Origin of the sequence: Streptomyces sp. NPDC006309 (assembly GCF_040613095.1) — a bacterium.
Lineage (GTDB): Bacteria > Actinomycetota > Actinomycetes > Streptomycetales > Streptomycetaceae > Streptomyces.
This window is the reverse complement of the sequence record NZ_JBEXRO010000013.1, coordinates 130,351-152,587: the sequence shown is the minus strand read 5'-3', so window position 1 is coordinate 152,587 and position 22,237 is coordinate 130,351. Positions and strand designations below refer to the sequence as shown.

14 protein-coding genes and 2 pseudogenes are annotated in these 22,237 nt (G+C 73.3%); 5 read left to right on the top strand and 11 right to left on the bottom strand.

The genetic code is table 11. The features are described from left to right. Positions 1–3 precede the first annotated feature (3 nt). Positions 4–2,334 carry an excinuclease ABC subunit UvrA gene (locus tag ABZ117_RS19030; protein ID WP_356822172.1) on the top strand — a complete coding sequence of 777 codons (2,331 nt, stop codon included), beginning with the start codon at positions 4–6 and terminating at the stop codon, positions 2,332–2,334. Here the strand turns inward: ABZ117_RS19030 and ABZ117_RS19025 are convergent. The 5 genes and pseudogenes from ABZ117_RS19025 to ABZ117_RS19005 all read right to left on the bottom strand — a co-directional run bounded on the left by ABZ117_RS19025 (position 2,324) and on the right by ABZ117_RS19005 (position 7,725). Continuing rightward, positions 2,324–3,231, bottom strand: a pseudogene (locus ABZ117_RS19025) (lysophospholipid acyltransferase family protein). The gene ABZ117_RS19030 and the pseudogene ABZ117_RS19025 overlap by 11 nt on opposite strands. Continuing rightward, positions 3,231–4,001 carry a GNAT family N-acyltransferase gene (locus ABZ117_RS19020; RefSeq protein ID WP_356822170.1) on the bottom strand — a complete coding sequence of 257 codons (771 nt, stop codon included), beginning with the start codon at positions 3,999–4,001 and terminating at the stop codon, positions 3,231–3,233. Before ABZ117_RS19020 ends, ABZ117_RS19025 begins: the two are co-directional and overlap by 1 nt. Positions 4,002–4,350: 349 nt before the next feature. Continuing rightward, positions 4,351–5,097, bottom strand: a complete 747-nt coding sequence (locus tag ABZ117_RS19015; protein WP_356822168.1) for a succinate dehydrogenase/fumarate reductase iron-sulfur subunit — start codon at positions 5,095–5,097, stop codon at positions 4,351–4,353. Next, positions 5,094–7,052, bottom strand: a complete 1,959-nt coding sequence (locus ABZ117_RS19010; RefSeq protein WP_356822166.1) for a fumarate reductase/succinate dehydrogenase flavoprotein subunit — start codon at positions 7,050–7,052, stop codon at positions 5,094–5,096. Before ABZ117_RS19010 ends, ABZ117_RS19015 begins: the two co-directional genes overlap by 4 nt. Position 7,053: 1 nt before the next feature. Then, positions 7,054–7,725 carry a succinate dehydrogenase gene (locus tag ABZ117_RS19005; protein WP_356822165.1) on the bottom strand — a complete coding sequence of 224 codons (672 nt, stop codon included), beginning with the start codon at positions 7,723–7,725 and terminating at the stop codon, positions 7,054–7,056. A 120-nt stretch (positions 7,726–7,845) separates the two neighbouring features. Here ABZ117_RS19005 and ABZ117_RS19000 point away from each other — a divergent pair, with 120 nt between their 5' ends. After that, entirely contained in the window at positions 7,846–8,730 is an 885-nt protein-coding gene (locus tag ABZ117_RS19000; RefSeq protein WP_356822163.1) for a LysR substrate-binding domain-containing protein, read from the top strand. A 1,217-nt stretch (positions 8,731–9,947) separates the two neighbouring features. On the opposite strand, the gene ABZ117_RS18995 is transcribed toward ABZ117_RS19000, so the two are convergent. From ABZ117_RS18995 to ABZ117_RS18985, 3 genes are all read right to left on the bottom strand, one after another. Next, a complete protein-coding gene (locus ABZ117_RS18995) occupies positions 9,948–12,089 on the bottom strand; it encodes an EAL domain-containing protein (protein ID WP_356822161.1) in 2,142 nt (713 codons plus the stop codon). Then, positions 12,086–12,898 (bottom strand): SAM-dependent methyltransferase, encoded by an 813-nt coding sequence (locus ABZ117_RS18990; protein WP_356822160.1) that lies wholly within the window; start codon positions 12,896–12,898, stop codon positions 12,086–12,088. Before ABZ117_RS18990 ends, ABZ117_RS18995 begins: the two co-directional genes overlap by 4 nt. A 313-nt stretch (positions 12,899–13,211) precedes the next feature. Continuing rightward, the gene (locus tag ABZ117_RS18985) at positions 13,212–14,177 is read right to left on the bottom strand and encodes an SCO0930 family lipoprotein (protein WP_356822158.1); all 966 of its coding nucleotides are present in this window, start codon (positions 14,175–14,177) and stop codon (positions 13,212–13,214) included. A 761-nt stretch (positions 14,178–14,938) separates the two neighbouring features. On the opposite strand from ABZ117_RS18985, the gene ABZ117_RS18980 reads away from it, so the two are divergent. Together ABZ117_RS18980 and ABZ117_RS18975 are read left to right on the top strand one after the other, a co-directional pair. Then, a complete protein-coding gene (locus ABZ117_RS18980) occupies positions 14,939–15,067 on the top strand; it encodes a hypothetical protein (protein WP_356822288.1) in 129 nt (42 codons plus the stop codon). A 34-nt stretch (positions 15,068–15,101) separates the two neighbouring features. Next, positions 15,102–15,866: a hypothetical protein gene (locus ABZ117_RS18975; protein ID WP_356822156.1), complete on the top strand. Its 765-nt coding sequence runs from the start codon at positions 15,102–15,104 to the stop codon at positions 15,864–15,866. A 108-nt stretch (positions 15,867–15,974) separates the two neighbouring features. Here the strand turns inward: ABZ117_RS18975 and ABZ117_RS18970 are convergent. Then, positions 15,975–16,405 (bottom strand): annotated as a pseudogene (locus ABZ117_RS18970) (hypothetical protein). Between the two features lie 850 nt (positions 16,406–17,255). On the opposite strand from ABZ117_RS18970, the gene ABZ117_RS18965 reads away from it, so the two are divergent. Beyond that, positions 17,256–17,927: a class F sortase gene (locus ABZ117_RS18965; RefSeq protein ID WP_356822154.1), complete on the top strand. Its 672-nt coding sequence runs from the start codon at positions 17,256–17,258 to the stop codon at positions 17,925–17,927. A gap of 53 nt (positions 17,928–17,980) precedes the next feature. On the opposite strand, the gene ABZ117_RS18960 is transcribed toward ABZ117_RS18965, so the two are convergent. Continuing rightward, the gene (locus tag ABZ117_RS18960; protein ID WP_356822152.1) at positions 17,981–18,826 is read right to left on the bottom strand and encodes a polysaccharide deacetylase family protein; all 846 of its coding nucleotides are present in this window, start codon (positions 18,824–18,826) and stop codon (positions 17,981–17,983) included. Between the two features lie 92 nt (positions 18,827–18,918). Next, on the bottom strand, positions 18,919–22,197 hold the full coding sequence (gene lysX / locus ABZ117_RS18955; RefSeq protein WP_356822150.1) for a bifunctional lysylphosphatidylglycerol synthetase/lysine--tRNA ligase LysX: 3,279 nt from the start codon (positions 22,195–22,197) through the stop codon (positions 18,919–18,921). Positions 22,198–22,237 lie beyond the last annotated feature (40 nt).

Genomic DNA, 22,237 nt, shown 5'->3' with positions numbered 1-22,237 from the left:
CCGATGCAGAGCCCCCATGACCCGTACGTCCGCGTCCGCGGCGCCCGCGAGCACAACCTCAAGGGCGTCGACGTGGACATCCCCCGGGACGTGCTGGCCGTGTTCACCGGCGTCTCCGGCTCGGGGAAATCGTCCCTGGCGTTCGGCACCATCTACGCCGAGGCCCAACGGCGGTACTTCGAGTCGGTCGCACCCTACGCGCGCAGGCTGATCCACCAGGTAGGGGCCCCGGCGGTCGGTGAGATCAGCGGGCTGCCGCCCGCGGTCTCGCTGCAACAGCGCCGCTCGGCCCCCACCTCGCGCTCCTCGGTGGGCACGGTCACCAACCTGTCCAACTCGCTGCGCATGCTGTTCTCCCGGGCCGGGACGTATCCGCCCGGTGCCGAACGCCTCGACTCGGACGCGTTCTCGCCGAACACCGCGGCCGGCGCCTGCCCCGGGTGCCACGGCCTCGGCCTGGTGCACGAGACGACGGAGGAGCTGCTGGTCCCCGATCCGTCGCTGTCCGTCCGCGAGGGCGCCGTCGCGGCCTGGCCGGGCGCCTGGCAGGGCAAGAACCTGCGGGACATCCTCGACACGCTCGGGTACGACGTGGACCGGCCCTGGCGCGAGCTGCCCGCCGCACAGCGCGAGTGGATCCTGTTCACGGACGAACAGCCGGTCGTCACCGTCCACCCCGTCCGGGACGCCGACCGCATCCAACGGCCCTACCAGGGCACGTACATGAGTGCCCGCCGGTATGTGCTGAAGACGTTCTCCGACACCCGCTCACCCACCCTGCGGGCCAAGGCGGAGCGGTTCCTCACCAGTGCGCCCTGCCCCGACTGCGGAGGCAGCCGGCTGCGGCCCGAGGCGCTCGCGGTGACGTTCGCCGGCCGGAGCATCGCCGAACTGGCCGCGCTGCCGCTGACCGACCTCGCCCAACTCCTCCATGGGGACACGGAGACCGCCCGGGTCCTCACCGCGGACCTGACGTCGCGGATCGAGCCGGTGACCGAACTGGGCCTCGGCTACCTCAGCCTGGACCGGGCCACCCCGACGCTCTCGGCCGGCGAGCTGCAACGGCTGCGTCTGGCCACCCAGTTGCGCTCCGGACTGTTCGGCGTGGTGTACGTGCTGGACGAGCCGTCCGCCGGACTGCACCCGGCGGACACCGAGGCGCTGATCACCGTGCTGGAGCGGCTGAAGGCCGCGGGCAACTCGGTGTTCGTGGTGGAGCATCACCTGGAGGTGGTGCGCGGCGCCGACTGGCTGGTGGACGTGGGCCCGGGCGCGGGTGAGCACGGCGGGCGGGTGCTGTACAGCGGGCCGGTGGCCGAGCTGGCCTCCGTCGAGGAGTCGGCCACCGCGGCGTACCTCTTCGACGAGTCCCCCGGACCCGTGCGCGAGGTGCGCCGGCCGCGCGGCTGGCTGACCGTGGGCCCGGTGACCCGGCACAACCTGCGCGGTGTGACGGCCGAGTTCCCGCTCGGCGCGTTCACCGCGGTCACGGGTGTCTCCGGCTCGGGGAAGTCCACGCTCGTCGGCGAGCTGGCGCAGCGGCCGGCGGGGGTGGAGCGGCTGGTACGGGTCGACCAGAAGCCCATCGGGCGCACCCCGCGCTCCAACCTGGCCACCTACACGGGCCTGTTCGACGTCGTACGCAAGGTGTTCGCCGGCACGGAGGAGGCCCGGGCGCGCGGTTACGGGGTCGGGCGGTTCTCCTTCAACGTGTCGGGCGGACGCTGCGAGACGTGCCAGGGCGAGGGGTTCGTCAGCGTCGAGCTGCTGTTCCTGCCGAGCACGTACGCGCCCTGCCCCGACTGCGGCGGGGCCCGCTACAACCCCGAGACCCTGCGGGTGAAGTACCGGGGGCGGAGCATCGCCGAGGTGCTCGACCTGACGGTGGAGTCGGCGGCGGACTTCTTCGCGGACATCCCGGCCGCCGCCCGCAGTCTGGGCACGCTGCTCGACGTGGGGCTCGGCTATCTGCGGCTGGGCCAGCCCGCGACCGAGCTGTCCGGCGGGGAGGCGCAGCGGATCAAGCTGGCGAGTGAACTCCAGCGGGGACGCCGGGGCCACACCCTGTATCTGCTGGACGAGCCGACGACCGGACTGCACCCGGCCGATGTGGAGGTGCTCACGGACCGGCTGCACGGCCTGGTCGACGCCGGGCACACGGTGGTGGTCGTCGAGCACGACATGACGGTCGTCGCGGGCGCCGACTGGGTGATCGATCTCGGTCCGGGCGGCGGAGACCGGGGCGGCCGGATCGTGGCGGCCGGCCCGCCGGAGCAGGTGGCCCGGGCCCGGGGCAGTGCGACGGCGCCGTACCTGGCGCGGGTCATGCCCTGAGCCGCGGACGGTCCGCCGGGACCCGGGGCACCGGGGCGGTGACCCGGCCGGGACCGGCGTTCGGCCCGTGCAGGACACCGGTGACCAGGGTCGCGTGGGTCCAGGCCGGCTGGGGGGCGGCCGGCTGGGCGGCGTGGGCGAGGGCCCGCCGGTCCAGGTGGGCGCCCGGCGGGATCACCGGCCGGACCTCCACCCCAGGCCCCGGGTGCGGGCCACCCGCCACAGCGAGGCGAGGAAGGTGTCCTCGCCGACGAAGGCCGCCGCGGTGCCGGATCCGCCGTCCCGCTGCCGGTAGCGCAGGCGGACCGGCTGGACGGGCACGCCCGCGTCCAGCGCGGCCTGGAAGACGGCGCGGTGGAAGCGGCCGTGGGCACGCCCGCACCAGGTGCTGCCCTCGGGGAAGGCGGTGACGGCCGCGCCCGTCCGCAGGGCGCCGGAGATCCGGTCCACGGTCTCCGGCAGGGCGCGCAGCCGGTCCCGTTCGATGAACAGGGCCCCGCCGCGCCCGGCCAGCGCGCCGGCCACGGGCCACCGCCGGATCTCGCTCTTGGCGAGCATCCGGGCGGGGCGTACGGCGGTGAGCAGCGGGATGTCGAGCCAGGAGACGTGGTTGGCGACCAGCAGCAGCCCGCCGGCCGGCGGGGCGGCGCCGGTGATGCCGACGCGTACCCCGGCGGCCCGCACGATCGCCCGGCACCACCGTCCGGTCCAGTCGGCGGGGAGCCCGCCCCGCAGGCCGGGGCAGCCCCGGGCGAGCGGCAACAGGACGATCCCGGCCAGCACCAGGGCGGTGAGCGCGGCGAGCCGCAGCAGCGCCCGGGGTACGGCCACGGGGGTCCCGGCCTTTTCCACGCAGGCGCCCGGGGTGCAGGGCGCGCCGGGCTGCCAGCCGCCCATCAGGCCGGCACGAGGGAGAGGAAGTGCCGCAGGTAGCGCGGGTCGATACGGCGCATCGACAGCAGGACGTACAGGTCGGCGACGCCGAAGTCGGGGTCGTGCGCGGGTTCGCCGCAGACCCAGGCGCCAAGACGGAGGTAGCCGCGCAGCAGGGCGGGCAGTTCGGCGCGGGCGGCCGGGAGGCCGGTGTCGGGGACCCACGGCAGCAGGGGCCGGACCCGCAACTCGTCGGGGGCGAGGTGCCGGGCGCGGACCCGGTTCCAGGTGGCGGAGGCGAGGGCACCACCGTCGGCGAGCGGCACGGAGCAGCAGCCCGCGAGCCACTCGTGTCCCCGGTCGGTCATGTAGCGGGCTATCCCGGCCCAGATCAGGCCGATGACCGCGCCGTCGCGGTGGTCGGGGTGGACGCAGGAGCGGCCGACCTCGACCAGGCCGGGCCGGATCGCGTCGAGCGCGCCGAGGTCGAACTCGCCCTCGGAGTAGAGGCGGCCGGCGACCGCGGCCCGCTCCGGCGGCAGCAGCCGGTAGGTGCCGACCACCTGCCCGGTCACGGTGTCGTGGACGAGCAGGTGGTCGCAGTACGCGTCGAAGGCGTCGATGTCGTGGCCGGGCTCCGGGCCGGCCAGCAGGGCCCCCATCTCGCCGGCGAAGACGTCGTGCCGCAGGCGCTGCGCGGCGCGCACGCCGGCCTCGTCGCGGGCGAGGGTGACGGTGTAGCGGGCGGGTGCCGCGGGCTGCGGGGGACGGTCGAGGGTGGACACGCCGGTCATGGCACTCTCCTGGTCACGGGCCGGGTCGGCGACAGCGGCGGCGGACCCGGGTGCGTACGGCCCGCCTTTCCCTGTTCTCCCGATGCCGGTTGGCGTGCGTGTGACGGATGCCGGGAGAGTGGATGTGGGGATGCTGAACGGCGGGGTCAGCCGTCCTCGCGGACGCGTCCGGCGGGCCCGGTGCGCCGCCGGGTGAACCAGACGGGGCCGGGTGAGCACCTACCCGGCCCCGCCCGCCCGCCCGAATGTGGGCGAACGTTCATCGAAGCGTCCCGGGGGGAAGCCGTGGACGGCCCGTGTCCGCCGGGCCGCGGTCCGTCCCCCGCCCTGTCCCTCGCCCTGGACGGCGCTACCGCCTGACCTTCCGGGTGGCCCGCAGCCACTCCTTGTTCATGCGCGTGATGGAGACGAGCGGGATGCCCTTGGGGCACGCGGTCGCGCACTCCCCGGCCAGCGTGCACCCGCCGAAGCCCTCCGCGTCCATCTGCGCCACCATGTCCAGCACCCTCGTCTCCCGCTCGGGCGCGCCCTGCGGCAGGACGTTGAGGTGGTTGACCTTCGCCGAGGTGAACAGCATCGCCGCCCCGTTGGGACACGCGGCCACGCACGCGCCGCAGCCGATGCACTCCGCGTGTTCGAACGCGAGGTCGGCGTCGGCCTTCGGCACGGGGGTGGCGTGCGCTTCCGGCGCGGAGCCGGTGGGTGCGGTGACGTATCCGCCGGCCTGGATGATCCGGTCGAACGCCGACCGGTCCACGACCAGGTCCTTGATCACCGGGAAGGCGGACGCCCGCCAGGGCTCGACGTCGATCGTGTCGCCGTCCCGGAAGGACCGCATGTGCAGCTGGCAGGTGGTGGTGCGCTCGGGCCCGTGCGCGTCGCCGTTGATCACGAGCGAGCACGCGCCGCAGATGCCCTCGCGGCAGTCGTGGTCGAAGGCGACCGGCTCCTCGCCGGAGAGGATGAGCCGTTCGTTGAGGACGTCCAGCATCTCCAGGAAGGACATGTCGGGCGAGATGCCGTCCACCTCGTAGGTGGACATGGCGCCTTCGGCATCGGCGTTCTTCTGCCGCCAGACGCGCAGGGTGAGCTTCATGCGTAGCTCCGCTGGGTGGGGTGGACGTACTCGAAGACCAGGTCTTCGCGGTGCAGGACGGGTGCCTGGCCGGTGCCGGTGAACTCCCAGGCGGCGGCGTACGAGAACAGGTCGTCGTTGCGGGCCGCCTCGCCGTCCGGGGTCTGGGACTCCTCGCGGAAGTGGCCGCCGCAGGACTCGGTGCGGTGCAGCGCGTCGAGGCACATGAGCTCGGCGAGTTCCAGGTAGTCGACGACGCGGTTGGCCTTCTCCAGCGACTGGTTGAAGTCCGCGCCGGAGCCGGGCACCCTGATGCGCCGCCAGAACTCCTCGCGGATCTGCGGGATGCGTTCCAGGGCCTTGCGCAGCCCGCTGTCCGTACGGGCCATGCCGCAGAACTCCCACATCAACTCGCCGAGTTCGCGGTGGAAGGAGTCCGGGGTGCGGTCGCCGTCCACGGCCAGCAGCAGGTTCAGCCGGTCCTCGGTCTCGGCCAGCACCTCCTGGACGACGGGGTGTGCGGCGGTGACCGGTTCCTGGTGCGGGGTGCGGGCGAGGTAGTCGTTGATGGTGGCCGGGAGCACGAAGTAGCCGTCGGCCAGGCCCTGCATCAGCGCGGAGGCGCCGAGCCGGTTGGCGCCGTGGTCGGAGAAGTTGGCCTCGCCGACGGCGAACAGGCCGGGGACGGTGGTCTGGAGGTCGTAGTCGACCCACAGTCCGCCCATCGTGTAGTGCACGGCCGGGTAGATCCGCATCGGCACCTCGTAGGGGTCCTCGTCGGTGATCCGCCGGTACATCTCGAAGAGGTTGCCGTACCTGGCCTCCACGGCCTGCCGGCCCATCCGCCGGACCGCGTCGGCGAAGTCCAGGTAGACGCCCTGGCCGCCGGGGCCCACTCCCCTGCCCTCGTCGCAGACGTTCTTCGCGGCGCGGGAGGCGATGTCCCGGGGCACGAGGTTGCCGAAGGAGGGATAGATCCGCTCCAGGTAGTAGTCGCGCTCCTCCTCGGGGATCCGGTGCGGCGGGCGGTCGTCGCCCTTGGCCCGGGGCACCCAGATCCGGCCGTCGTTGCGCAGCGACTCGCTCATCAGGGTCAGCTTGGACTGGTGGTCGCCGGTGCGCGGGATGCAGGTGGGGTGGATCTGTGTGAAGCAGGGGTTGGCGAAGTACGCGCCGCGCCGGTGCGCCCGCCAGACGGCGGTCGCATTGGAGTTCATGGCGTTGGTGGACAGGTAGAAGACGTTGCCGTAGCCGCCGCTGGCGAGGACGACGGCGTCGGCGAAGTACGTGTCGATCCTGCCGGTGACGAGGTCGCGCGCCACGATCCCGCGGGCCCGGCCGTCGACGACGATCAGGTCCAGCATCTCGGTGCGCGGATGCATCTCCACGTTCCCGGCGGCGATCTGCCTGGACAGCGCCTGGTAGGCGCCCAGCAGCAGCTGCTGGCCCGTCTGGCCGCGGGCGTAGAACGTGCGGGAGACCTGGACGCCGCCGAAGGAGCGGGTGTCGAGCAGGCCGCCGTACTCGCGGGCGAAGGGCACGCCCTGGGCCACGCACTGGTCGATGATCTCCACGGAGATCTGCGCGAGCCGGTGGACGTTGGACTCCCGGGCGCGGAAGTCACCGCCCTTGACGGTGTCGTAGAACAGCCGGTGGATCGAGTCGCCGTCGTTGCGGTAGTTCTTCGCCGCGTTGATGCCGCCCTGCGCGGCGATGGAGTGGGCGCGGCGCGGGGAGTCCTGGTAGCAGAACTGGACGACGTGGTAGCCCTGTTCGGCGAGGGTGGCGCCCGCGGAGCCGCCCGCGAGACCGGTGCCGACGACGATGACCGTGTGCTTGCGCCGGTTGGCGGGGTTGACCAGCTTCGCCTCGAAGCGGCGCTTGTCCCAGCGTTCGTGGACGGGACCGGAGGGGGCCTTGGTGTCGGTGACCGGCGCGCCGGTCCGGTAGTCGGTGTACTCGGGGGAAACGGTCATGTCAGCTCACCACTCCGGTCATGACGCCCACGGGTACGGCGATGAAGCCGGCCGTGAGCGCAGCTGCGAGGACGTCGGCGACGACCCTCAGGGCGCGGTCGCGGGTGCGGCTGCCCACGCCGAGGGTCTGGGCGGCGCTCCAGAAGCCGTGCCGGACGTGCAGGCCGAGTGCGAGCATCGCGACGATGTAGACGACGTTGCCGTACCAGGTGGAGAAGGTGTCCACGACGTTCTGGTACGGGTGGCCCGGCTGGAAGCCGCCGGAGTGCACGGTGCCGGTGGTCAGGTCCAGCAGGTGCCAGACGATGAACAGGCCGAGGATGACACCGCCCCAGCGCATGGTCCGGGTGGCGTAGCTCGCCCTCGGCTTCTTGTGCACGTACCCGCTGGGCCGGGCCCGCAGGTCGCGGCGGCTGAGCTGGTAGGCGGACGTGGCGTGGGCGGCCACGGCGGCGAGGAGGACGATCCGGACGAGCCAGAGCGTCCACTCGTAGTGCATGAAGGGTTCGCCGGCGGTGCGCAGCCAGTGGGCGTAGTGGTTGAACTCCGCCGCACCGAAGAAGATCTTCAGGTTGCCGATGACGTGGGCGACCAGGTACAGCAGCATGATCACGCCGCTGACGGCCATCACCGTCTTCTTGCCGACGGTGGAGTCCCACAGCGTGCGTGCCATGGACGGTCGTCGGTCCGTCCGCGTTGCGAGAGCCATGGAACAGCACGCTAGGCCCGGGGCACCTGATCGGTCCAAGACATGGTCCGGCTCGTTTCGATAGGCAATGACTATGCTGGCGGAATGCAGTTCCAGCAGCTCCAGTACTTCGTGGCCGTCGCCGAGACGCGGCACTTCACCCGGGCCGCCGAGCTGGTCCACGTGGCCCAGCCCTCCCTGTCCCAGCAGATCAAGGCGCTGGAGCGGGAGCTGGGCGCGGATCTGTTCCTGCGCGCCCGGGGCAACATCACGCTCACCGACGCCGGGGCGGCGCTGCTGCCGCTGGCCCGGCGCATCCTGGCCGACGCGGACACCGCCCGGCAGGAGGTGCAGGAGCTGGCGCAGCTGCGGCGCGGCCGGGTGCGGCTCGGGGCGACACCGAGTCTGTGCACGGGCCTGCTGCCGGACGTGCTGCGCGCGTTCCACGACCGGTATCCGGGCATCCGCCTGCTGATCGAGGAGGGCGGCTCGCACGACCTGGTGCGGGAGCTGGCGCGGGGCGCGCTCGACCTGGCGCTCGTGGTCCTGCCGCTGCCGGCGCCGGCGCCCGCGCTGACCACCGTGGAACTGCTGCGGGAGGACCTGGTGGTGGTGTCCTCACCGGAGGCACCGGCGCCCGGCCGGGGCGGGCGGATCCTGGAGGTCGCCGAGCTTGCGGGAGAGCGGCTGGTCATGTTCCGGCACGGGTACGACCTGCGGGAGCTGACCGTCGCCGCGTGCCGCTCCGCCGGGTTCGAGCCGGACTTCGCCGTGGAGGGGGGCGAGATGGACGCGGTACTGGGCTTCGTGCGCGCGGGGCTGGGGATCGCCGTGGTGCCGCGGATGGTGGCCACCCGGGCGGGGCGGGACCTGCGGGTCACCCCGCTGGCCCGGCCGGGGCTGCACCGGACCATCGCCCTGGCGCACCGCAGCGACGTGGCCCCGCCCCGGGCCGCGCGTGAACTCCAGCGAATGCTCCTCGAACGCTGACCCGGGCGGGACAGCCGGGAGCCGGGCGCATCGGCCCGGCCGGGCCCGTCAGCCGGGTGGTAGACGCACCGCCCCGGCGGGGAGACGGCCCGGCCCGACCCAGCGGGGAGGCGTGTCCGGCCCGGCGGGGAGACGGCCCGGCCCGGTGAGAGACGGTCCGGCCCGGCGGGGAGACGGTCCCGCCCGGTGAGAGACGGTCCGGCCCGGTGAGAGACGGTCCGGCCCGGCGGGGAGACGCTCCGGCCCGGTGAGAGATGCGTCCACCCGCTGAGCGGCGTGTCCGCCCGACCGGGCGCGCCAGGTTCGAGCGGCGCGTCAGCCCGGTCAGCGGGGTGCCGGTCGTCCGGTGGCCGTGACGCGCCGCCCGGCACCCTCGCACACCCCGGGGCGGTCAGCCTGGTGACCGTCCGCCCGGCCGGGCCGGGGCGGCGAGGATCGGGACTCGCACACCCCAGCCGTGAGCGGCGTGCCGGGCCGCGTGAGCGGCGGACCAGGCCGCCCGGCGCCCCCGCACACCCCGGGGTGGCCAGCCCGGTCACGGCGCGCCGGCCCGGTGGAAGGCCCACCGGCCCGGAGAGACACATCCGCCCAGCGGCCGGGGCGGCGAGGATCGGGGGCGCTCGCCCACGCCAGCCGTAAACGGCGTACCGGGCCCCGTGAGCGGCGTGTCGGGCCGTCCGGCCGTCGTGACGCGCCGCCCGGCACCCCCCGTCAGCCCGGTCACCGGCGCGCCGGCCCGGTGGAAGGCCCGCCGGCCCGGAGAGACACATCCGCCCAGCGGCCGGGGCGGCGAGGATCGGGGGCGCTCGCCCACGCCAGCCGTAAGCGGCGTACCGGGCCCCGTGAGCGGCGTGTCGGGCCGTCCGGCCGTCGGGACGCGCCGCCCGGCACCCCCCGTCAGTCCGGTCACCGGCGCGCCGGCACGGTGGAAGGCCCGCCGGCCCGGTGAGGAACGCGTCCGCCCAGTGGGCGGGGCGGGCGCAGGACCAAGGGCCGGCTCACACCAGTCGTGAGCGGCGTACCTGGCCCGGTCACCGGTGCGCACGGCTGTCCGGCCGCCGTGACGCGCCGCCCGGCGGCCCCGCGCACCCCCGGAGCGGTCGGCCCGGTCACCGGCGCGTCAGGCCGGCCGGGCGCCAGCCGTCAGCGGCGTGCCGGGTCTGTCGGTCGGCGTGGCGCGCCGGCCGACGCCCCGCGTGCCCCTTGCCCCGGGGCGGTCAGCCCGTCGCGTCCACCAGGGCCAGCTGGTGCAGGCGCTCGGGCGGCCCCGGGCGGGCGTAGTACCAGCCCTGGGCCGTGTCGCAGCCCAGGATCCGCAGCTGCTCGGCCTGCGCGCCGGTCTCCACGCCTTCGACCGTGACCGCCAGGTCGAGGCTGTGGGCGAGGGAGACGATGCCCTCGATGATCTTCAGGTCGACGGGGTCGGCGGGGAACTGCTGCATGCCCTGGGTGAAGGAGCGGTCCAGTTTGAGGACGCTCACCGGCAGGCGGCGCAGGTTGGCGAGGTTGGAGTAGCCGGTGCCGAAGTCGTCCAGGGCGATGTCGACGCCCATCTCGGCGAGCCGGCGCAGCGGTTTGAGCAGGTCGTCGTCGGCGCCGATCAGGGCGGACTCGGTGACCTCCAGGCACAGCGCGTCCGGGGTGACCCCCGCGCGCTCCAGGATGTCGACCGTGTCCTGGACCAGCCCGGGATGGGTGAGTTGGCAGGGCGAGAGGTTGACGTTGATGCGCAGCGGGCCGGCGGCCTGCCCGGCGTGGCGCTCGCGCCAGGCGCGGGCCTGGCGGATCGACTCCTCCAGCACCCAGCGGCCGAGCGGCACGATCAGGCCCGTGTGCTCGGCGAGCGGGATGAACCGGTCGGGGCCGAGGACGCCGTGCTGCGGATGAAGCCAGCGCACCAGCGCCTCGGCGCCGCGCACACTGCCGTCGCCGAGGTGCACCAGGGGCTGGTACTCGATGAAGAACTCGCCCCGTTCCAGGGCGGTCGGCAGGGCCGTGGTCAGGCCGTGCCGGGTGATCGCGCGGGCGTCGGCCTCGGGGTCGGCGAGTTCCGAGCGGTTGCCGCCCGCCGACTTGGCCCGGTACATGGTGATGTCGGCGCTGCGCAGGACCTCCGCCGCGGTGCGTTCGCCCGCCGGGCCCTCGACGATGCCGAGGCTGCCGCGGACCAGCAGATCGCGGCCGTCGATGCTGACCGGGGTGACCAGCGCGTTCATGATGCGCTCGGCGAGTTCGTCGACCTCGTGTTCGGTGCCGGGCCCCGTGGTCAGGGCCACGAACTCGTCGCCGCCCAGCCGGGCGACCATCTCGCCGGGCGCGGTGGCGCAGGACTGCAACCGGTCGGCGACCTCCACCAGCAGCCGGTCGCCGGCCGCGTGGCCGAGGCTGTCGTTGATGGTCTTGAAGCCGTCGAGGTCGAGGTAGCACAGCCCGAAGCGCTGGCCCTCGCCCGCGTTCAGGGCCTTCTCCAGGCGCTCGAAGAACAGGGTGCGGTTGGGCAGCCCGGTGAGGGCGTCGTGGGTGGCCTCGTAGCGCAGCCGGAGGTTGAGCAGCCGGCGCTCGGTGGTGTCCTCCATCAGGGCGAGCTGGTACTGCGGGTTGCCGTCGGCGTCGCGCAGCAGGGAGACCGTCAGGTTGGTCCACAGCACGGTGCCGTCGGGGCGGTTGAACGCCTTCTCCATGTGGTAGTGCTCGCGCTCACCGCGTACGAGTTCGTCGTAGAGCCGCCAGGTCTGCGGGGCGTCCTCGGGGTGCACCCAGTCCTGGACGCGCCGGCCGCGCAGGGACTGCGGGGAGGCCCCGAACATGCGCAGCAGCGCCTCGTTGACCTGGAGGACGGTGCCGTCGAGAGCGGCGATGCCGATCCCTATGGCGGCGCCCTCGAAGACCGCGCGGAAGCGGGCCTCACTGGCGTGCAGCGCCTGCGCCACGACGCCCTGGGCCAACAACGCCGCCTGGGCGATGGCCTCTTGCTCGGCGAGTGTGCGTTCTCGCAGCGCCTGGGCGTAGCCGGCGGCCATCGCGTGCTGCAACCGCGAGGAGCGGACGCGCAGTTCGTCCTGGGGGCCGTCCTCGCCGCAGTACAGGACCAGGTAGGCGTCGACGCAGTCCAGGGTGCGGGTGAGCGCTTCGGGGTCGGTGCAGTGCGCCCCGACCAGGGCCGCGCCGACGGCCTTCGCCGCGTCCGCGTCGAAGCTTCGGGCCCGCAGCAGTCCGCTCAACCGGCGGGCCAGGGGCAGGAGCAGCTTCTCGAACTCGGGGCGGGTCAGCGAGGTGGAGGTGACGGGGAAGACCGCCCGGCTCCAGATCGTCGTCAGCCGGCGCAGTCTGTCCTCCGGCCCGTCCGGTTCCGCGGTCACGCCGTACGCCCCACGCCGGCGAATCCGGAGAAGGCGTACGGATCCTCGTCCTCGGGAGCCGATTCCGGGCGCCAGTGCGGCATCGGCACCAGTCCGGGTTCCACCATGTCGTACCCCTCGAAGAACCGCGCGATCTCCTCGCGCGAGCGCATGATCAGCGGGTTGCGGATGTCCTTGTACACGTCCACGGCGCCCTCGGCCCGGTCGGCGGCCACCGGGATTCCCTCGTACGAGGCGTGCGTGAGGATCAGCAGGCTGCCGGGCGCGAGTGCGTCGCGCAACTCGGCCACCGCGCCGTACGGGTCGTCCGCGTCTTCCACGAAGTGCAGTATGGCAACGAGGAGGAGGGCCACTGGCCGATTCAGGTCGATCAGCCGCTCCAGCCGGGGAGCCGAGAGGATCTCGTGCGGCTTGCGCAGGTCGGCGGCGACCACGCCGGCGTCGTCGTGGCCCGCCAGGACCGCCTCGCTGTGGGCGACGGCGACCGGGTCGTGGTCGACGTAGACCACGCGGGCGCCCGGCGCGGCGGCCCCGGCCACCTCGTGGACGCTGCCGAACGTCGGGATACCGGAGCCGATGTCGAGGAACTGGGTGATGCCCTCCCCGGCCGCGAACCGCACGGCCCGGCGCATGAACGCCCGGTTGGCCTGCATGATCTTCGGCAGACCCGGCAGGAACTCCATGGCCGCGCGGGCCGCTTCCCGGTCGACCTCGAAGTTGTGCGAACCGCCCAGGTAGTAGTCGTAGATCCGTGAGACGCTCGGCACCGAGATGTCGATGCTCCGTGGGGCCCAGGCAGGACGCTCCATGTATGTCTCCAAGGCGTGGACAGGTGTAGGCGATCCGGTGTTCGAGCTGAGGCTACTGATCGCCCGCCAAAGGAGCGACCTGAAACGGAAATTGACCATCCGTTCCCGGTCACGGCCTGCGGCAAGTGCCCGAACGGCTCCGCTGCGTGACGGCCGTACGGCAGCCGCCGGCCCGGCCGTTGCGACGACCGTTGCCGGGGCCGTCACCGGTTCCGCGACGCACAACGGTCCGCCCCCTCCGTGCGGTGCGGAGGGGGCGGACCTTCGGTCGTAGCGCCGGGCCGGGCGGGACGATCGACCCTGGGGAGGTGATCTACTTGCCCGGCGCGCCGACCGGCTTGCCGTCGGGCGAGACGGCGTACCAGGTGCCGCCTACGCCCTGACCGTTCGTGTCACCGGGGGCCTTGTCCCCGGAAAAGGTGTAGATCGGCCAGCAGTTGACCGACATCTGGCGGACGCCGTCGGGGCGGGTGAAGGGCATCAGGCCCTTCTTCTTCACGCCCTCCGTGTCGGTCGCGTTCACCGGACCGACGGCCGGCCACTTCTCCAGGCAGGCGCCCGTGCAGTTGGAGACGGACTTCGGCCAGGCCTGGTCCTTCAGGAAGCGGTAGACCGTCATGCCGTTCTTGTCCACGACGACGTCACCGAGCTTGGGGTCCTTGCGAACGGACAGGCCCGGCAGGTTCGACACCTTGGCCTTCTTGCCCGTGGGGGCCAGCGCGAACCACTTGCCGCCCACGCCCTGGCCGTTGACGTCACCGGAGTTGACGTCCTTGGCATAGCGGTAGGCGGGCCAGCCGCCGACGGTGAGCTGCTTGGTGCCGTCGGCGCGGGTGACCTCGCCGAGCAGCGCCTTGTCGATGCCGGCGCCGGCACTGGCGTCGTCGGCGGGGACCGGCGGCCAGGTGGTGGCGCAGTCCCCGGCGCAGTTCGAGGTGGGCGGCTTGGCGGTGTCCTTGTCGAACCGGTAGAGGGTGAGACCGGAGCCGTCGGTCAGCACGCTGCCCAGATCGGGGTTGCTGGCCACGGTCAGTTTGCCCGCGGGCGCCGCCGCGGTCGGGGAGCTGGAACTCTGGCTGCCGTCGGCGCCGTACCCGTTGCCCGCGGCGGTCGCGGTCCCGGCGCCCGGGCTGCCGTAGTCACCGGCCGCGGCCGTGGCCCCGACGTTCTGGGCCGCCGCCGCCGGAGCGGCGCTGTTGTCCTGACCGCACGCCGTCGTCAGCGCCAGCACCGAGGCTGCCGTGGCCACCAGTGAGGCGGTCCGCCAGGAGGTCTTCATCCGTAACTCCCCAATATCGCCTGGATATCGCAGCGCCTGCCGCGCCGCCGCACGGCTATGGGTACGCGGCACGGGGGCCGCAGCGTTCAACGGCGCCCGGAAATTCTTTCCGGGCCCCGCGACCCGACCGGCCCGCGAAAGGTCGTACGGATGTGCGCATCACACCGGCGGGGCTCTTCCCGCCGTCAAACCAGTGATCGCACTATGTCCTCCCTTCGGAGCATTGTGGGCGCACAACGGCGCACGACGGCTTCCCGCACCGCATGATCTTCGTCGTGCATGGACTCAGAGCGACCCGATGCGCGCCCACCACAAGGGTGTTGGCTCTGTTGACGCTGACCTGGACCCTGGTGGGCTGCCCGGTCGGCAGCGCGTCGGCCGACGCCTGCGCCTCCGCCTCGACCGGACCGGACGGCACGGTCGCGGTCGCCCACGCCGGCGGCCACCACTGGCCGGACCCGCCCTGCCCCGAGCCCCCGCCACCGTGCCCGCCCACTCCCACGCCGACGCCCACCCCCACACCGCCTCCGCCCCCACCCCCACCACCCGAGCCGACACCCCCGCCTCCGCCCCCGCCCGAGCCGACGCCCCGTCCGCGCCCGACACCCACCCCCACGCCGGCCCCGCCCAGGCCACGCCCGCCCGCCCGCCCCGCTCCGGCTCCCCCGCCGGCACCGGCACCCGCCCCGCCACCGCCGCCCCGGCCGAAACCCGCACCAAGGCCGGCGCCCAAGCCCGCCCCACGGCCTCCGATGACGCCGGTGCGCTACCCGGCGTACCACCCGCACCACGTCAGCCACCACGCGCACGGCCACACCACGCCGGTCACCTACGTCCTGCTCATCACCGTCCCCGCGATCGTCGCCGTCGCGGCACTGCGCCCGCGCTGACGCGCCGGCCCCGCTCACCCTGTGGAGGCACCAGTTGTCGGATTGGCTTGTTCTCGTCCTCGCGATGCTGGGGGCCTGCGCCGTGGTGGTCGTCATCACGCTGGTACGGCACCGGACCGCGGCCGAGGACGAGGACCCCAGCGAGACCCCGGACGTCATCGAGTACATGACGATGTGGATCGGCGTCATCTACGCCATCGTCCTGGGCCTGGCCATCGCGGGCGTGTGGGAGGCCCGCAGCGCCGCCCAGGACTACGTGCAGTCCGAGGCCCAGGCACTGCACGAGATCTCGGAGCGGGTCCGGGTCTACCCGCCGGACGTCCGTGACGGCATCCGCCGTGACATCGACGCCTACGTCGGCTACGTCGTGCACACCGAGTGGACGGCGATGGCCGACGACGAACAGGTGACGGACCGCGGCACCGCCCTGCTGCACAAGATCCGCGCGGACGTCACCGACTACCGGCCGGGGAACGACTTCGAGGCCCAGACCTACCAGCCGCTGCTGGACCAGATGGCCGCGGCCGACCAGGCGCGCAACGCGCGTGCCGACTCCACCGGGGCGACCATGCCTTCGGTCGTGTGGTGGGGGCTGATCACCGGGGGCCTGATCACGATCGGCATGGTGTTCGCGCTCCAGATCCGCCGGACCGGGCGCGAGCTGGTCCTGGCCGGACTGTTCTCGGCCACCATCGCCTTCATGCTGTTCCTCATCTGGGACCTCGACGCCCCGTACAGCCGGGGCATCGCGGTCACCGCGGAACCGTTCCTCAACCTCTTCCCGAGCATCTCCGGATAGCGCGACAGGCCTTCGCCCCCGCTCCCGCGAGGGACCGGGGCGATGACCTGTCGATGTGCGCCGTGGCCGGCCGCCGGGACGGACCCGTGGCTCGGCGGGCCGGGGGCCTCAGGCGCGCTTCTCGTGCCGGCGGCGCAGCCAGAAGGCACCGCCGCCGATCAGTGCCGTGGCCACCAGGCCGCCGCCGATGGCCATGTCGGTGGGTGTCGCGCCGCTGGACCGGCTGCCGCCGATACCGCCCTGCACACCGCCGATCACGGTGAAGGCGGCCGGGCGGGTCAGGGTGCGGCCGTCGCAGCGGACGGTGATGTCGTACCGGCCGGGACGGGCGTCGCGGTCGATGGTGGCCACACCGCGCGCGGTGTCGTCGCGGAACGACGTCAGCGGGGCGGTGCCGAAGGCCCGGGAATTCATGGTGCCGCCCCGGCAGCCGTTCACGGTGACGGTGAGACGGCCCCCGGCGGCGATGACACCGGGTGTGGCGACGATGTTGCGCGGACCGAAGTCGCCCCCATGACCGTTACCGTTCCCGAAGCCACCGTTCCCGTTGCCGTTCCCGTTCCCGAAGCCACCGTTCCCGTTGCCGTTCCCGTTCCCGAAACCACCGTTCCCGTTCCCGTTCCCGTTCCCGAAGCCGCCGTTCCCGTTCCCGAAGCCGCCGTCACCACGGCCATTGCCGTTGCCGAACCCGTTCCCGTTACCGAACCCGTTGCCGTTCCCGAACCCGTCGCCTCCACGACCATTCCCGTTCCCGTTCCCGAAGCCGCCGTCCCCGCGACCGTTCCCGTTCCCGTTGCCGAATCCGTTGCCGTTACCGAAGCCGCCGTCCCCGCGGCCGTTCCCGTTGCCGTTGCCATTCCCGTTGCCGTTCCCGTTGCCGTTCCCGTTCCAGTTGCCGGCGCCGGTGCCGGTGCCGGTTCCCGGGACGATGACGGTGGTGTCGGTGCTGCTCGGCCCGCCCCCATTGCCCATGCCGTCCGCGACGGCCACGGGGGCGGCGAGCCCGAGCGCGGCGACCGCGGCGCACGCCGCCGCGAGGGCACGTTGGTTTCGCATGTGATCCTCCGCGGAAGGCGCCCCGGGTCCCGTTCCCGGTGGATCGGCGAGAAAGCACCTCCCGGACCGACCCTCCGACGTGCGGAACACGCCCGCATGTCGAGAATGGTCCGTACTGGTGAGCCGACACGCCGACAGATATCCACACAATCTGATATTGCCGCAGGTCACGGACCGTCAGAAAAATCCTCGGAACGGCAACTCGGATGGCGCACCGGAAAGCCCGCGGGCCACCCGTTCGCCTCTCGCCCCGTCGCCCGCCGCGCGCGCGGGACTTAGCGTTTTCCCATGCGCGAGGGACGTGGTGCCGGCAGCGTGGAGAGGGGTTGGCGAATGTCTGCGTCCAGGCTGTCCGAGCTGGCCGAGGAGGAGGAACGGCGCAGGAAGCGCGCGCCCTGGGGGGTGATAGCGCTTGTTCTGCTGACCGGCCTGGCGCTCATGCGCAACGGTTCCGGTGAGTTCGACGTGGGCCCTCCGCAGCCGGCGTCCGCGGCGGCCCCGGACACCAGCGCCGCCCCGGACACCTTCGCCGCCGCGCCCGTCACGCTGCCGTTCTCCGCCGTCGACCGGGTCCGGATCCCCGCCATCCAGGTCGACGCGCCGGTCATGCCGGTCGGTCTCGACGCGGACGGCTGGGTCGCCGCGCCGCCGCCGGAGAACCCCGGCATGGCCGGCTGGTTCACCGGCGCGGTCTCCCCCGGCGAGAAGGGCACCGCCGTCGTCGTCGGCCATGTCGACAACAAGCAGGGCCCCGCCGTGTTCTACGGTCTCGGGGCCCTGAAGAAGGGGAACCGGGTCGAGGTCGTACGGCAGGACGGACGGACCGCGGTCTTCGAGGTGTACGGGGTCGAGGTCTTCGAGAAGAACAACTTCCCCGGCGACCGCGTGTACGGCTCCAAGGGGAGACCGGAACTGCGCGTCATCACCTGCGGCGGCGGTTTCTCCAAGCAGAACGGCTACGACGGCAACGTGGTCGTCTTCGCCCGCCTGGCCTCGGTCGGCTGAACCGCGGAGGCCCGGCGGGCTGCAGGCGGGCGTCCCGCGTCCCCGGGCGTATGTCACATGCGCCGGGGGGGCACCGTGAGGTGGTAGCCGGAGTCCAGCAGATAGGGCAGGTACTCGCGGATCGCGCGGACACTCTGCGAACGGTCACCGCCGGCGTCGTGGGAGAGCACCACGACACCGGGGGCGGCACCCTGCACCACCTGGTCGACGATGGTGTCCGTGCCGGGCACCGTCCAGTCGGTGGTGTCCACGGTCCAGGCCATCGGTTCCATGCCCATCTCGGCGCCCAGCTGGAAGGCGGCCCGGTTCCATGCGCCGTAGGGCGCGCGGAACCACTGGGGGCGCTCGCCGTAGGTGTCCTCGATGACGTCGCTGGTGCGTTCCATCTCGGAGCGGATCTCCCTGCGGCCCAGGGTGGTCAGCAGCGGGTGCGTCCAGGTGTGGTTGCCGACGACGTGGCCCTCGTCGGCCATGCGGGCCAGCAGTTCCCTGTTCTCGACGACGCATTCGCCGCACACGAAGAACATGGCCCGGACGTCGTACTTGGCGAGGGTGTCCAGGATGTGCGGGGTGTAGTCGGGGTTGGGGCCGTCGTCGAAGGTCAGCATCATGCGCCGGCCGTGCCCGGAGATCCGCAGGAAGGGTTCCCTGCGCACCTTGAGCTTGCGGGGCGCGGCGCGCGGCGGACCGTATCCGGTGAGCGGCTGGAGCCGGAAGGCGGAGGGCTTGAGCACCTGGCGGGCCTGCGGGCCGGCGACGGGGGCCGCGGTCGTTCCGGCCGGCTCCCCGCCGCCTCCCGCCAGCACGGCGCCGACGGCGCCCGCGGCTCCCGCGGCTCCCAGAGCGGCGGCGCCTGCGAACAGCATCCGGCGCCGTGTGGGCAACTGATCCTTCTGCATGACTCATCAGTCGCCCCGCCGGGCTCCGGCGCACCCCAACGCCACCGGTGTGGCGGCCGGATTGCACCCGAACGGCCGAGCCGGCGGTGCGGTCAGCGGTGCCGGACGAGTGGGAAGGGCAGCGTCTCGCGGATGGTCAGGCCGGTGAGGAACATGACGAGCCGGTCGACGCCGAGGCCGAGGCCGCCGGTCGGTGGCATCGCGTACTCCAGGGCCTGGAGGAAGTCCTCGTCCAGTTCCATGGCCTCCGGATCGCCGCCGGCGGCCCGCAGGGACTGCGCGGTGAGCCGGCGGCGCTGTTCGACGGGGTCGGTCAGCTCCGAGTAGGCGGTGCCGAGTTCGGTGCCGAAGGCGACGAGGTCCCAGCGCTCGGCGAGCCGCGGGTCGGTGCGGTGCTGCCGGGTCAGCGGGGAGACGTCGGTCGGGAAGTCCTTGTAGAAGGTGGGCTGTTCGGTGCGGTGTTCGACCAGCCGCTCGTACATCTCCAGGACGATGTCGCCGGGTCCGTCGTCGGGGGTGTACGGCACCCCGGCGCGGTCGCACAGCCGGTGCAGCCGCAGCAGTTCGGTGCCGGGGCCGATGTTCTCCCCGAGTGCCTCGGAGAGCGCCCCGAACACCGTCTTCACGGGCCACGCCCCGGAGATGTCGTGCTCCCTGCCGTCCCTGCGGGCCACCGGGGAGCCGAAGGCGGCCGTCGCGGCGCCCTGGATCAGCTCGCGGGTGAGGTCGAGCATGACGTCGTAGTCGGCGTGGGCCTGATAGGCCTCCAGCATCGTGAACTCGGGGTTGTGCTTGTGGGAGACGCCCTCGTTGCGGAAGGTGCGGCCCAGCTCGAAGACCCTCTCCAGGCCGCCGACGCACAGCCGTTTCAGGTACAGCTCGGGGGCGATGCGCAGGTACAGGTCGAGGTCGTAGGCGTTGATGTGGGTGGTGAAGGGGCGGGCGTTGGCGCCGCCGTGGATCTGCTGGAGCATCGGGGTCTCGACCTCCAGGTAGCCGCGCTCCAGCAGGCCCTGCCGCAGCGCCTGGACGGCGGCGGAGCGGACGCGGACGACGGCGCGGGCGTCGGGGCTGGTGAGGAGGTCGAGGTAGCGGCGGCGGACCTTGGCCTCGGGGTCGGTGAGGCCGCGCCGTTTGTCGGGCAGCGGGCGCAGGCATTTGCCGGTGAGCCGCCAGGTGGTGACGAAGACCGTGGGTTCGCCGCGGTCGCTGGGCCGGGCGTGGCCGGTGGCGGTGATGTGGTCGCCGAGGTCGGTGTCGGCGGTGAAGCGGTCGAGTTCCGGGCCGGAGCCGTCGCGGGTGAGGGCGATCTGGTGGTCGCCGGACCAGTCGCGCAGCACGGCGAAGACGATGCCTCCGAGGTCCCGGACCAGCATGACGCGTCCGGCGACGGTGACGTCCGTGCCGGGCGGTACGTCGGCGAGGGCGTGGGTGGGGGCGGCGGTGGCGACCGGGTACGGGTCGGTGCCGGTGGCGCGCAGCCGGTCGAGTGTGTGGTGCCGGACGCGGACCTGGTCGGGCAGGCCCGCGTCCGGGGTCGCGGGCCCGGCCCGGTCCCCTCCGTCCGGGCCGAGCGCCGTCAGGGACGGCAGCCCCTCGGTGGTGGCGGGCCGCTGTCCGGTGTTCGGGTGCCCCTTTCCCCAGAGTTTGCGCAGGGACGGTACGGACACGAATCCCTCGGCGATGCCGGAGGCGAGGCCGATGCGGGCGAGGGAGGCGGTGTCGGCGTAACAGATGAAGCGCGGGTACCACTCGGGGCGGTACTTGGCGTTGGAGCGGTACAGCGCCTCCAGTTGCCACCAGCGGGAGAAGAACAGCAGCAGGCGGCGCCAGAGCCTGAGGACGGGGCCGGCGCCGATTCGGGCGCCTTCCTCGAAGACGGACCGGAAGACGGCGAAGTTCAGGGAGATGCGGCGCACGCCCAGCTTCGGGGCGGCGGCGCAGAGTTCGGCGACCATGAACTCCATCACGCCGTTAGGGGCGGTCCGGTCACGGCGCATCAGGTCCAGGGAGACGCCGTCGCGGCCCCAGGGGACGAAGGAGAGCAGGGCGAGGAGCCGGCCGTCGTCGCCGAGGGCCTCCACGAGCAGGCAGTCGCCGTCGGCCGGGTCGCCGAGCCGGTCCAGGGCCATGGAGAAGCCGCGTTCGGTCTCGGTGTCGCGCCAGGCGTCGGCCTTGCGGACGATCTCCTCCATCTCCGCCGGGGTGAGGACGGCGTGACGGCGGACCCGGCAGGTGGCGCCGGTGCGGCGGACCCGGTTCACGGCCTGCCGGGTGACCCGCATGTCGCGGCCGTCGAGGTCGAAGCCGGGGATGTGCAGGATCGCCTCGTCGCCCAGCTGGAGGGCGCCGAGCCCGGCGCGGGCGTAGGCGCGGGCGCCGTCCTCGGAGGCGCCCATCACGGCGGGCGCCCAGGCGTACCGGCGGGCCAGGTCCAGCCAGGCGGCGATGGCAGGCGGCCAGGCCTCCGGGTCGCCGACGGGGTCGCCGCTGGCCAGGCAGACGCCGGCCTCGACGCGGTAGGTGACGGCGGCCTTGCCGCTGGGCGAGAAGACGACGGCCTTGTCGCGCCGGGTGGCGAAGTAGCCGAGGGAGTCCCGGTCGCCGTACGCGATCAGCAGGGCGCGGATGCGGGCCTCCTCGTCGCCGTGCAGGGCGGCTTCCAGGCGCTGGGAGCGGAACAGGGTGGCCGCCGCGTTGAGCAGGGCGAGGGCGCCGAGCAGGCCGAGCGCGAAGGTGACCCGGTGCGGCGGCCGGCCGTCGAAGGAGCTGTTGGCGACCAGCCCGCCGCACACCCGGTCGGCCGCCCAGGCGAGGTGCTGGCCCGCCGGGAGGGTGCCCGGGAACAGCAGCACCAGCCCCCAGCCGAGCAGGATCGCCACGACCAGCCCGGCCAGCAGCACGGCGAGGGCCCGGCGCACGGCACCGCGGCGGGAGGCGGCGTAGAACTCGCGGCGGGCCGCCAGGAGCAGGAGGAGCAGCAGCGCGCACAGCACGAGGGAGGGCAGTGACTCGGCGTACAGGCCGGCGGCCGCGCCGAGCGCGTCGGTGAGGACGAGCAGCCCGAGGTAGCCGACGACCAGCCACCAGGCCACCTTCTTGCGGGCGGCGGTGGCGCCGGCCAGCAGGAACAGGAAGACGGCGTACGCCAGGTTGGCGCTGATGGGGAAGAGGAGCAGGTCGAGGGCGCGGTCGGCCGGGAGGAGCACGCGGCGCAGGGGCGGGATGAACGCGAGCAGGGTGCACAGCAGGCCGAGGGCGGCGAAGAGGGCGCCGAAGGCCTCCGGGACCCGGCCGAGGCGCCCGCCGGCGGGCGGGTGGGCCGGGGCGGGGGCGCCCCTCGGTGCGGCGGGCTCCGCGCTGGCAGTCATGGTTCCGACTGTAGGAAGGGGCGGCACGGCCCGCGCGTCG

Excerpts from the sequence above, each read along its gene's own strand:
- ABZ117_RS19030 (WP_356822172.1), top strand. The coding sequence starts at position 4 with ATGCAGAGCCCCCATGACCCGTACGTCCGCGTCCGCGGCGCCCGCGAG.
- ABZ117_RS19020 (WP_356822170.1), bottom strand. The coding sequence starts at position 4,001 with ATGACCGGCGTGTCCACCCTCGACCGTCCCCCGCAGCCCGCGGCACCC.
- ABZ117_RS19015 (WP_356822168.1), bottom strand. The coding sequence starts at position 5,097 with ATGAAGCTCACCCTGCGCGTCTGGCGGCAGAAGAACGCCGATGCCGAA.
- ABZ117_RS19010 (WP_356822166.1), bottom strand. The coding sequence starts at position 7,052 with ATGACCGTTTCCCCCGAGTACACCGACTACCGGACCGGCGCGCCGGTC.
- ABZ117_RS19005 (WP_356822165.1), bottom strand. The coding sequence starts at position 7,725 with ATGGCACGCACGCTGTGGGACTCCACCGTCGGCAAGAAGACGGTGATG.
- ABZ117_RS19000 (WP_356822163.1), top strand. The coding sequence starts at position 7,846 with ATGCAGTTCCAGCAGCTCCAGTACTTCGTGGCCGTCGCCGAGACGCGG.
- ABZ117_RS18990 (WP_356822160.1), bottom strand. The coding sequence starts at position 12,898 with ATGGAGCGTCCTGCCTGGGCCCCACGGAGCATCGACATCTCGGTGCCG.
- ABZ117_RS18985 (WP_356822158.1), bottom strand. The coding sequence starts at position 14,177 with ATGAAGACCTCCTGGCGGACCGCCTCACTGGTGGCCACGGCAGCCTCG.
- ABZ117_RS18965 (WP_356822154.1), top strand. The coding sequence starts at position 17,256 with ATGTCTGCGTCCAGGCTGTCCGAGCTGGCCGAGGAGGAGGAACGGCGC.
- ABZ117_RS18960 (WP_356822152.1), bottom strand. The coding sequence starts at position 18,826 with ATGCAGAAGGATCAGTTGCCCACACGGCGCCGGATGCTGTTCGCAGGC.
- lysX (WP_356822150.1), bottom strand. The coding sequence starts at position 22,197 with ATGACTGCCAGCGCGGAGCCCGCCGCACCGAGGGGCGCCCCCGCCCCG.